This window comes from Clostridium sp., assembly GCF_032552055.1.
Classification (GTDB): Bacteria; Bacillota; Clostridia; order Clostridiales; family Clostridiaceae; genus Clostridium.
The window spans coordinates 1-10,164 of the sequence record NZ_JAWGSV010000110.1; the positions used below are offsets into that span (position 1 = coordinate 1).

Sequence of the window (10,164 nt, forward strand, 5' to 3'; positions counted from 1 at the left end):
CTAAATAATTAAATGCTATGAATAGGAGTAGTATTATAATAATATTCTTTAGAGAGCTGTTGTTTGCTGTAAAACAGTGTTTATTTTATAAGAACTTGCCTAGGAGCTTACTTGTTAAAAGCAAGTACGGGATACCCCCGTTATAATATCGAGTGAGAAAATTTTATTTTCTAATAAGAGTGGTACCGCGAATATCCTTCGTCTCTTAATTGAGATCGAGGGTTTTTTTATATTTATTTTTACTACATTTAAGGAGGATTATTATGGCTAAATACGGAACTTCCATTGATAAAAAATGGCAAGATAAGTGGGAAGAAACAAAACTTTATAAGTTTGATCCAAATAAAGAGGGAGAAAAACTATATGTACTAGAAATGTTTTCTTATCCTTCAGGAAGTCAATTACACGCTGGACATTGGTTTAACTATGGACCAGTAGATTCTTGGGCTAGAATGAAGAGAATGCAAGGATACAATGTTTTTCAACCTATGGGATTCGATGCTTTCGGACTTCCAGCAGAAAACTTTGCAATAAAAACAGGAATTCATCCAAAGGATTCAACTGATAAAAATATTGAAACTATGGAAAAGCAATTAAGAGCCATGGGTGCTATGTTTAACTGGGAAAACGAAGTTATAACATGTAACCCTGATTATTATAAATGGACTCAATGGGTATTTTTAAAACTTTATGAAAAAGGATTAGCTTATAGAAAGAAAGCACCTGTTAACTGGTGCCCATCATGTAATACAGTTTTAGCTAATGAACAAGTAGTTGATGGTGAATGTGAAAGATGTTCAACTGAAGTAACTAAAAAGGACTTAACTCAATGGTTCTTAAAAATTACTGATTATGCTGATGAACTATTAGAAAAGCTTGATACTTTAGATTGGCCTGAAAAAACTGTTGCTATGCAAAAGCACTGGATTGGAAAATCTACTGGAGCTGAAGTAACATTTAAAGTTAAGGATTCTGATCTTAAATTTGATGTATTTACAACAAGAGTTGATACATTAAACGGTGTAACTTATGTTGTATTAGCACCTGAAAATCCATTAGTTGATAAGCTTACTACTGCTGAGTATAAAGATTCAGTTGAAAACTATAAAGAAGAAGCTAAAAAACAATCTGATATAGAAAGACAATCTATATCTAGGGAAAAAACAGGTGTATTTACAGGATCTTATGCAGTAAACCCAATAAACAATAAAGAAGTTCCAATTTGGGTTGGAGATTATGTATTAGCTACTTATGGAACTGGAGCTGTTATGGCAGTACCTGCTCATGATGAAAGAGATTTTGCTTTTGCTACTAAATTTAACCTTCCAATAGAAAGAGTTATCACTAGTAAAAATGGTAAAAATGATGAGTTACCATATTGTGAATATGGTAAGTTAGTTAACTCAGGTGAATTCGACGGACTTACAACTGAGGAAGCCAAAGAAAAAATAGTTGAAAAGCTAGCTTCTAAGGAGTTAGGATCTGCAAAAGTTAATTATAGATTAAGAGACTGGTTAGTATCTAGACAAAGATACTGGGGTGCTCCAATTCCTATGATTCATTGTGAAGATTGTGGAATTGTACCTGTACCAGAAAATCAATTACCTGTAGAGCTTCCATACGATGTTGAGTTTGCTCCAGATGGAAAATCTCCACTAGCAAAATGTGAAAGCTTTATAAATACCACTTGTCCTAAGTGTGGAAAACCAGCTAAGAGAGAAGCTGATACTTTAGATACATTCGTTTGTTCTTCTTGGTATCAATTAAGATATCCTGATAATAAAAATACTGAAATAGCTTTCGATAAAGATATAGTAAATAAAATGCTTCCAGTAGATAAATATGTTGGTGGTCCAGAGCATGCTTGTATGCATTTATTATATGCTAGATTCATTACTAAAGCCCTTAGAGATATGGGTTACTTAGACTTTGATGAACCATTTAAATCTTTAACTCACCAAGGTTTAATACTTGGACCAGATGGATTAAAAATGAGTAAGTCTAAGGGAAATACAATTTCACCTAATGACTATATTTCTGAATATGGTTCAGATGTATTTAGAATGTATTTAATGTTTGGTTTTGCCTATGTTGAAGGTGGAGCTTGGAGTGACGACGGACTTAAATCTGTTGCTAGATTTGTAGATAGAATAGAAAGATATCTTGAAACTGCAATAGAAGCTATTAATAAAGGTGAAAATAATAAAACTACACTAGACAAGGCTGAAAAAGAATTAAACTTCTGGCTACACAATGCTATAAAGGGTGTTACTGAAGATTCAGAAAAAATGCAATTTAATACAGCGATAGCTAGAATGATGGAATTTGTAAATGCCTTTTCTAAATATCTTCAAGAAGATGTTATGAATTTAGAATTCTTAAAAAATACATGTATAGATTTCTTAAAGATATTAGCACCATTTGCACCTCACTTTGCTGAAGAGCAATGGAGTCTACTTGGATTAAACTTCTCAATATTTAATGAAGCTTGGCCAAAATTTGACCCTAATGCATTAGTTAAGGATGAAGTAGAAATAGCTATCCAAGTTAATGGTAAAATAAAAGCTAAGATTAATGTTCCTACCGATTTAGATGAAGAAGGAATTAAAGCTGCTTCTTTAGCTAATGAAAATATTATTGCTGCTACTGAAGGCAAAAACATAGTAAAAGTTATTGTTATTAAAGGAAGACTTGTTAATATAGTAGTAAAATAAAAAAGAAGAAATGAGTATCAAATTTGGTACTCATTTCTTCTTTATATTATTATAATTATTTTTTAATATCATTGTTATTATTCTTTGATTTTTTTAATGTTAAATACAATAGTATTAATGCCACTATTGTAAATCCTAGTCTTATATAATTTTCCTTTATATTTAATAAATCATAACTTACTAATGCTTCAAGGGCTATAGATGGTATTTTACCAAGAAAGGTTGAAATAACAAATATTAATCCATTTACATTACTTATTGAAGCTGCCAATGTTACAAATCCAGATGGAATAAATGGAATAAGCCTTCCTTCAAAAATTAGAAATCCAACACCTTTCCCCTCTCCTTCTACTATTGATTTTAATAACTTATGTTTATGCTTTATGCCTTCTGCTCCTTTTTTAAAACCTAATCTATACACTAAGAAGCTTATATATCCACCTATAGTTTCTCCTAATAAAGAAATTAAAAATCCATAGAATGGTCCAAAAAACAATATATTGGCCCCTGTTACAAAAACAGATGGTACTACTCCTAGTAATGCTATAACAATGCTTATTAATAAGGAAATAGGAATTGAATACATACTATAATCCTGTAATAAGCTAACTATACTTTCTATACTAAACATTTATATCTCCTATTTTTCATTTGTAGATATTATTCATCTAAAACAACTTTAAACTCACTTAACACTTCACTTACTAAAGTTTCATCTAATTGGTTATAATGCTTTAATAAATCTGATTCTTGAAGAGCAACAAATATTTTTTTACTAATATCCATCCATAATTCAGGTACATATACCCAAACTATTTCTTCATATCTACAACTTAATAAAAAGTGCTCAAGGCCCCAAAAGAAATATTCTTCTATATTATGAAGCTTATTAAAAATCTTAAAGTCCTCTACTACTTTAGTATGTAATTTATATTCATATATGTCTACATAAAAGTAATCAAATCTTTTTCCTTTAGCTTTAAAAGCATCTTGATTTATTATTTCAATTTTTTTATTTTCTTCAAAATTTGAATAATAAAGGTCTATAATATCTTTTTCTCTTTCATATACAACTACTTTTTTAACTTCTTCTTTTTTTGCAAGTTCTTGAACTACATATCCAAGTCCTAGTCCAACTACTCCTACTACTCCTTTAGCATATTTTATAAACATATAGGAGCTTTCAATCTCCATTGGAGAAATTCGCATCCAGATATTATCAGGTCCATGCAATTCTAGGATACTTACATCTAGCTTACCTTTTTTTCTATACATATATCCATCTATATATTCACCTGGATTTTTTATATTTATTATCTCATGACTTCCTATCCTTTTAGCAGATATTAAGCCATTATACTCATTTATTTTACTTTTTATATAGTCAAAATCATAAGGCTTCAATTAAAAGCCTCCCTTCTACTCCAATTAGTACTTTTATATAAGCTAATTACACACTTATTTCTTAAAAAATATAAATTATAATAATCTTTAAGTTAATATGATAATAGCACAAACATAGCTTATATAATACTTATTATATTTATGATGTATAATAAAAACAATAAGTATTTGTAAAATTGATATATTGTTTTTAAAAAACTCTTGATATTTATACCCACTATGGTATACTAGTGATATAAATTATCATTTAGAAATAGAAGGTGAAAATATGGATAAAATTATAATAAGCGAAGAAGCTTACAAGGAATTTAAAGAATTCTTAGATGAAAATGAAGTTGATAACTACAGCATAAGAATTAATTTAGCTGGATTTGGATGTAGTGGTCCTGCTTTTAATATAACAGTAGATGACGCTAAAGAAGGAGACATTACTCATAAAGTTAACGATGTAGTTTTCGTAGTAGAAGAAAAACTAGTTGATGAATTTGGTGGATTTAAACTACTTTCAACTGAAGAAAATGAAGGAAGAGGATTATCTCTTAAGCCTATCATTGAATCAGAAAGTGGTGGATGTGGATCTTGCGGTGGCGGATGTCACTAATCCTTTAAAATTTATGACATAGCAATAAGGGCTGTTTTTAACAGTCCTTATTTTTTATTTAACCAAAAAAACTTTATTAACAATATATAATATTAGAAAATTTAAAAACTGAAAAATTAAAAAATCAAAAGCTGGAAAAACTATAAATGAGTTTTTCCAGCTTTTATTTAAATAATTAAAAAACATTGCTTCCCTAATTATTCATTATTAATTACTAATATGCTATTATTTCAGCACCATCTTCAGTAACTAAAACAGTATACTCCCATTGAGCTGAATAACCACCATCTTCAGTAAATACTGTCCATTCATCATCTTCATCTACAAACACTTCATAATCCCCTTGGTTTATCATAGGTTCAATAGTAAATATCATTCCTGGAACTAAAAGCATTCCTTCTCCTCTTTTTCCTACATGAGCTACAAAAGGATCTTCGTGAAACTCTATTCCTACACCATGGCCACCAAAAGCTCTTACTACTGAAAACCCATTAGCTTCAGCATGTTCTTGTACAGCAGCTCCTATATCCCCTAAGAATCCCCATGGCTTTACTGCCTCTAACCCCTTGTCTAAGCATTCTTTAGCTACTCTCACAAGCTTACTATCTTCTTCTGAAACATTACCTATCATAAACATTCTAGAGGCGTCTGAATAGTATCCGTTATATATTGTTGATACATCTACATTTACTATATCTCCATCCATTAGTATAGTATCCTCACTTGGAATACCATGACAAACTACATCGTTTATAGATACACAAACACTTTTAGGAAAACCACCATAGTTTAACGGCGCAGGTATTGCTCCGCTATTTACTGTAAGGTCATGAACTAATTTATTAATTTCTTCAGTATTCATTCCTACTTTAATTTTTTCTTGTACTAAGTCTAAAACTGCATTATTTATCTTAGCACTTTCCTTAATACCCTCTATTTGTTCGCTATTCTTTATCATATTAATTGATGGAACCTCATATCCCTTTGCTTTGTAAGATTCCAACTTTTCATCAAACTCCATATGACACTTTTTATACTTTTTACCACTGTTACACCAGCATTGATCATTTCTATTTAAAATCATAATTTCTCCTTTCTTCTACTACTAAAAATATATCTATATCTTAATTAACTAATTCTTATAACTAGTATAATTTACTACTATATATTTAATATATCATAAAATTCATAATTCAACTCAATTTTAAAATAAAAAAGTCAAAAAAGTGAACATATGTAAGCTTGCAATCCATCACTTTTCCAAGTTATGGTGATTTTACATATATCCACTAAAATTTAAAACAAAATTTATTTTAAAATATTTAATTTAACTGTATCAAGTAAGAATATCTATTTTTTTGAAGTATAATCATAATTTAAATATGGCTCAACAACTGAATTTATACCATTTAAAATATCTACCCAATATTCCTTCTTTATATAAATGCCTTCTTTTTTTTCTTCATCTACATTTTTCAACTTGGTATCATTAAAATCTTTATAGAAATCATTTAGACTCTGTGACATATTATTCATAGAAATAAAATCCTCAAGTACATTTCCCTCTAAAATGATTTTTTCATTATGATTTTTCATCTCAAGGCTTAAATACTCAAAAAGTAAGCTTTCTATTCTGGAATAAACTTGATTGGGCATTTCTGTTGAATAATCTAAAGTCTTTGATTTCTTATTAATACTTATAATTTCTTCTTTTCCATAATCTTTATACTTAGACCATAAATTATTATACTCATCAGAAATCACTGTATAATTCTTATATAAAACAAGCATCTCCTCATTAGTAACGCTCTTTGCTTTAATACATTGATCTAATAATGATAAAATACTCTCATTCCTAGTTTTTATTTCCTTTACACTGTTGTAAGTTTCTTTGCCTATTAATAACTTATAGCGTGAATTCATAACAGAGCTGTAAACGTTTATTAGTAGGCTGACGATTAGAATTCCTATTATTATCAGAACACTATTATTCTTACTTATTTTATAAGATCCCATAGAGCACCCCCACTCAGTCATTATATCATAAATTATTAACTAATACTAGCCTACTTATACTTATCCCATAAAAACAGCAACCACGATTTAAAAATGAAGAATTAAGAATGAAAAATTAAGAATTATTGATGTAACTCTTACAGAATTACTTTAAATAATTGTTTTTCAAAACTCCATCAGGAGTTTTTTCATCAATTTTTCATTCTTCATTTTTAATCATTAATTGTGCAATAGCACCTAAAAGTATCTTCCATGTTCTTGCTGATACTCTTTTATCATATCTAATCCAGCAGTACCACCTTCGCCTTTTACTGCATTAGTTTCAATTTTCTTTATTTCTCCATAGGGTTCATTTAAAGATAAATCCTCATCACCAGTTAATACCCAAATAGTATTTTTCTTAAAAGGCTTGTATTCAAGCTCCTTTTCTCCAACACCATCGGTGAAATAAACTACTACATGGTTTCTCAAATTATTATCTCTTATATATTTAAATACTGGTGAAAATTTTGTAGAGCCATTTTTAAATGATCTCTTCTTTATATCATTTTTGGACTTAATTTCATATACACGTCTAATTTCATTATCACATTCAATTAATGTAATCTTATTAGTTCTAGTTCTAGTTATTTCTAAAACTTCTACTAATATCTTACTAAATTCTTGTTCACTCATAGAAGCACTTATATCTAAGGCTACAATTACTTCAGGTACACTATTAGGTAAAGTTCCCCTAATATCTAACCTATCTGGTTGCCTTCTATTTCTTCTCATAACAGTCTTCTTTTCTCCAGCCCTTAAAGATGGTATTATTTTCTTTAAGAGATCTTGCCATGATATTTCAGCCTTTTCACCATAAGCTTTAATAATTCCCTCAATATCCTTTGGAGCCTTACCATTATATGAGCCTATTGCTGTTTTTTTAGTTATATCTTTAATAGAATCATCATTTAAGTTACTTTCTTCCCATACATCATGTGCCTTTGAAATATCTAATAATTCACCAACACTCTCATCTTTATCAGCTTTTTTATTATCCTTAAGTTTTGCTTTAATTGCTTTTTCAATTTCTTCAGCATAAACTTCTACACTACAATCTTCCTTTAAATTAGCACCATACTCTAAATTGACTCTTTCTAATCTGTAACTATCCATAGGTAAATTCTTAATAAATTGATTTATAGATATATCTAAAGCTAAATTAACAGCAGTTGTGGTATACTTATTTTTAAGAGCCTTTTCTCTTTGATGGTGGCCATACATAATATGATATATTTCATGCTTAAATAAAGCTTGCATTTCTCTTTTATCACTAAGTAAAAACAATAACGGATTAAAATACATTTTAAATCCTTGCATCTTAGGTATAGTTGCTAGAGGCCAAGTAATATTATATCTAATACTTCTTTCAGTTCTAACTAGAAACTGCCCGAAGAAGCTATCTTCTCCCTCAAGCATTTCTATTACTACAGTTTCAACTAATGAAAAAAACTCTCTTTCAAAACTACTATATATTTTACCATTTTCCTTAATATCTAAAGCTTGCTTTAGTAAACTATCTCTTCTTTCTTCAAATGTCATAGCATTACCTTCTATCCAAATATCTCAAAGAATGCATCTAAGAACATATCTTCATTTAACAATTCATTATAAAGTTCTAATGATACCTCTCCCTTTATTTCCTTCATAATTCCAAGTCTTAAATCTTTAGGATAACATGTTAATAAATCTGAGAATAATCTCCTATTTGCCTCAGTATTATTATCACTTAAATATCTTAATGAATTTTTAGCTAAAATATATAGTCTTGAATGACTTTCTTTTCTTAATTCCTCTTTTACATCCATTGGTAAAATAATATAAGAATATAATTCCTCAGGTTTAATTAAAGGATTTTTTATATTCTTTATATAGTTTATAAAGTCTGTAGCTATACTAACACCAATATTTCCTTTAACTACATTGTAGAAAGTATCTATTGAATAGCTATTTGTATTTTTAATATATACATTATAAGCTTTAGCTACCCTTTCCCAGCTTCTTGGGGTTGCTCTAATAGACTCATTAGAATTTGGCGTATTTAAATATTCTGGGAATGTTGATAAAAATTCAATTATATGTTCATGAACCTTTATTTCATCACTCATTGCCCATTTAATCCATTCTTTAATATCAGAAGTTAATTCAAGCCAAACAAATCTATCTTCTTGAGCCTTATCCATATCAACTACTTGATAATCACTATCTTCGAATCCATCATATTTGTTAGATGGGTTCATTGCAGCTACTATTTTTACATTATCCTCTAACTTAAAACCATTAATTTCTCTATTTAATATTAAGTTCATAAGTTCTTGTTGAACTGCATGCTCACATCTATTTAACTCATCTATAAATAATAAGACACCTTTGTATTTATTATCTTTTATTGCCTTTTCTATTTCTATAAGTTTATAATGAGTTGCATATTTAGTTCTTCCATTTTCAACTATTGGAAGACCCCCAATTTCACCTTCCTTAAGAAGATTAGCATCTATATTAACTAAGTAATAATTATCTTCATTACATATTTTCTTTACTAATGAAGTTTTACCTATACCAGCTTCCCCTATAATTAAAGGTACACTACCTGATTCTAATACTAATTCTACTGTACTTATTGCTTCTGAAAATTTCATTTTCTCACCTCTCTTACGCCTTATCTTGAAAGTTTATAATCAACTAACTCAACTTTAGCCTTCTTACTTCCATATTCTCGTATAAAATTAATCTTATCCATTTCTAGTATTTCAAGTTCTAGAAAGTCTTTAATATATTTTTCATCAACTAAATCTTCTTTTACCTTTTCAATAACTACATTAACTACAAAGTCAACATCTATTGAATCATAAACATACTTTACAACCTTTATATTGTCACCAATTAATACTTTAAGTTCATCTAAATCAAAGTTTATATAGTTTATAGCTTCTTCATTTCCAATAACAGCAGCTCGTCTAGCTTCTAAAGTTGGATTATCAATAAACTTAATTGCTGCCCAATACTTCTTTATAGCCTCTAATTGCACTTCTTCACTAGGATTCTTTATATATTTTATTGAGTCATAGTCCTTACTTACTGCCTTAAGCATTATTTCTTCAGTTGGACTTTCTATAAATTGTATTGCCCATCCTTTAGCATTTACCGCTTCAAGCATAACCTTTTCTGTAGGATTCTTTATATACTTTAAGGAATTCCATAATAATCTTACAGCTAAAATTGAATTTTCTTCATCTAAATCTTCTATATATTCAACTGCTAAAGGATTATTTCTAATAGCCATTTCTTTAGCTTCTTTTGAAGGATCATTTACATATCTTATTGCTAAGCCATTCTTCTTAACTGCTGATAAAATAATCTCTTCACTTGGATTTTCTATATATCTTATAT

Annotated in this window: 9 protein-coding genes and 1 other annotated feature; of the genes, 2 read left to right on the forward strand and 7 right to left on the reverse strand. The window is 28.9% G+C overall.

Annotated features, from left to right (window positions below; all coding sequences use genetic code 11):
- The first annotated feature begins 8 nt into the window (after nt 1-8).
- Nucleotides 9-209 (forward strand) — a binding site (T-box leader).
- A gap of 54 nt (nt 210-263) precedes the next feature.
- Nucleotides 264-2,714 carry a leucine--tRNA ligase gene (leuS, locus tag E6248_RS08915; RefSeq protein ID WP_316340467.1) on the forward strand — a complete coding sequence of 817 codons (2,451 nt, stop codon included), beginning with the start codon at nt 264-266 and terminating at the stop codon, nt 2,712-2,714.
- A gap of 55 nt (nt 2,715-2,769) precedes the next feature.
- Here leuS and E6248_RS08920 read toward each other — a convergent pair whose 3' ends face one another.
- A complete protein-coding gene (locus E6248_RS08920; protein WP_316340468.1) occupies nt 2,770-3,345 on the reverse strand; it encodes a VTT domain-containing protein in 576 nt (191 codons plus the stop codon).
- Between the two features lie 29 nt (nt 3,346-3,374).
- A complete protein-coding gene (locus E6248_RS08925; protein WP_316340469.1) occupies nt 3,375-4,118 on the reverse strand; it encodes an rRNA adenine N-6-methyltransferase family protein in 744 nt (247 codons plus the stop codon).
- Nucleotides 4,119-4,386: 268 nt separating this feature from the next.
- Between E6248_RS08925 and E6248_RS08930 the strand changes: the two genes are divergently transcribed.
- Entirely contained in the window at nt 4,387-4,719 is a 333-nt protein-coding gene (locus E6248_RS08930; RefSeq protein WP_136004148.1) for a HesB-like protein, read from the forward strand.
- Between the two features lie 214 nt (nt 4,720-4,933).
- Here E6248_RS08930 and E6248_RS08935 read toward each other — a convergent pair whose 3' ends face one another.
- From E6248_RS08935 to E6248_RS08955, 5 genes are all read right to left on the reverse strand, one after another.
- A complete protein-coding gene (locus E6248_RS08935; RefSeq protein ID WP_316340470.1) occupies nt 4,934-5,803 on the reverse strand; it encodes a methionyl aminopeptidase in 870 nt (289 codons plus the stop codon).
- Between the two features lie 266 nt (nt 5,804-6,069).
- Nucleotides 6,070-6,735: a hypothetical protein gene (locus tag E6248_RS08940; protein ID WP_316340471.1), complete on the reverse strand. Its 666-nt coding sequence runs from the start codon at nt 6,733-6,735 to the stop codon at nt 6,070-6,072.
- A gap of 237 nt (nt 6,736-6,972) precedes the next feature.
- Nucleotides 6,973-8,316, reverse strand: a complete 1,344-nt coding sequence (locus E6248_RS08945; RefSeq protein WP_316340472.1) for a VWA-like domain-containing protein — start codon at nt 8,314-8,316, stop codon at nt 6,973-6,975.
- An 11-nt stretch (nt 8,317-8,327) separates the two neighbouring features.
- Nucleotides 8,328-9,413 (reverse strand): AAA family ATPase, encoded by a 1,086-nt coding sequence (locus tag E6248_RS08950; RefSeq protein WP_316340474.1) that lies wholly within the window; start codon nt 9,411-9,413, stop codon nt 8,328-8,330.
- A gap of 20 nt (nt 9,414-9,433) precedes the next feature.
- A complete protein-coding gene (locus tag E6248_RS08955; protein ID WP_316340475.1) occupies nt 9,434-10,162 on the reverse strand; it encodes a hypothetical protein in 729 nt (242 codons plus the stop codon).
- Nucleotides 10,163-10,164: the final 2 nt, after the last annotated feature.

What these genes read in the sequence shown, in the direction of transcription:
- leuS (WP_316340467.1), top strand. Translation starts at nt 264, where the DNA reads ATGGCTAAATACGGAACTTCCATTGATAAAAAATGGCAAGATAAGTGG.
- E6248_RS08920 (WP_316340468.1), bottom strand. Translation starts at nt 3,345, where the DNA reads ATGTTTAGTATAGAAAGTATAGTTAGCTTATTACAGGATTATAGTATG.
- E6248_RS08930 (WP_136004148.1), top strand. Translation starts at nt 4,387, where the DNA reads ATGGATAAAATTATAATAAGCGAAGAAGCTTACAAGGAATTTAAAGAA.
- E6248_RS08935 (WP_316340470.1), bottom strand. Translation starts at nt 5,803, where the DNA reads ATGATTTTAAATAGAAATGATCAATGCTGGTGTAACAGTGGTAAAAAG.
- E6248_RS08940 (WP_316340471.1), bottom strand. Translation starts at nt 6,735, where the DNA reads ATGGGATCTTATAAAATAAGTAAGAATAATAGTGTTCTGATAATAATA.
- E6248_RS08945 (WP_316340472.1), bottom strand. Translation starts at nt 8,316, where the DNA reads ATGACATTTGAAGAAAGAAGAGATAGTTTACTAAAGCAAGCTTTAGAT.
- E6248_RS08950 (WP_316340474.1), bottom strand. Translation starts at nt 9,413, where the DNA reads ATGAAATTTTCAGAAGCAATAAGTACAGTAGAATTAGTATTAGAATCA.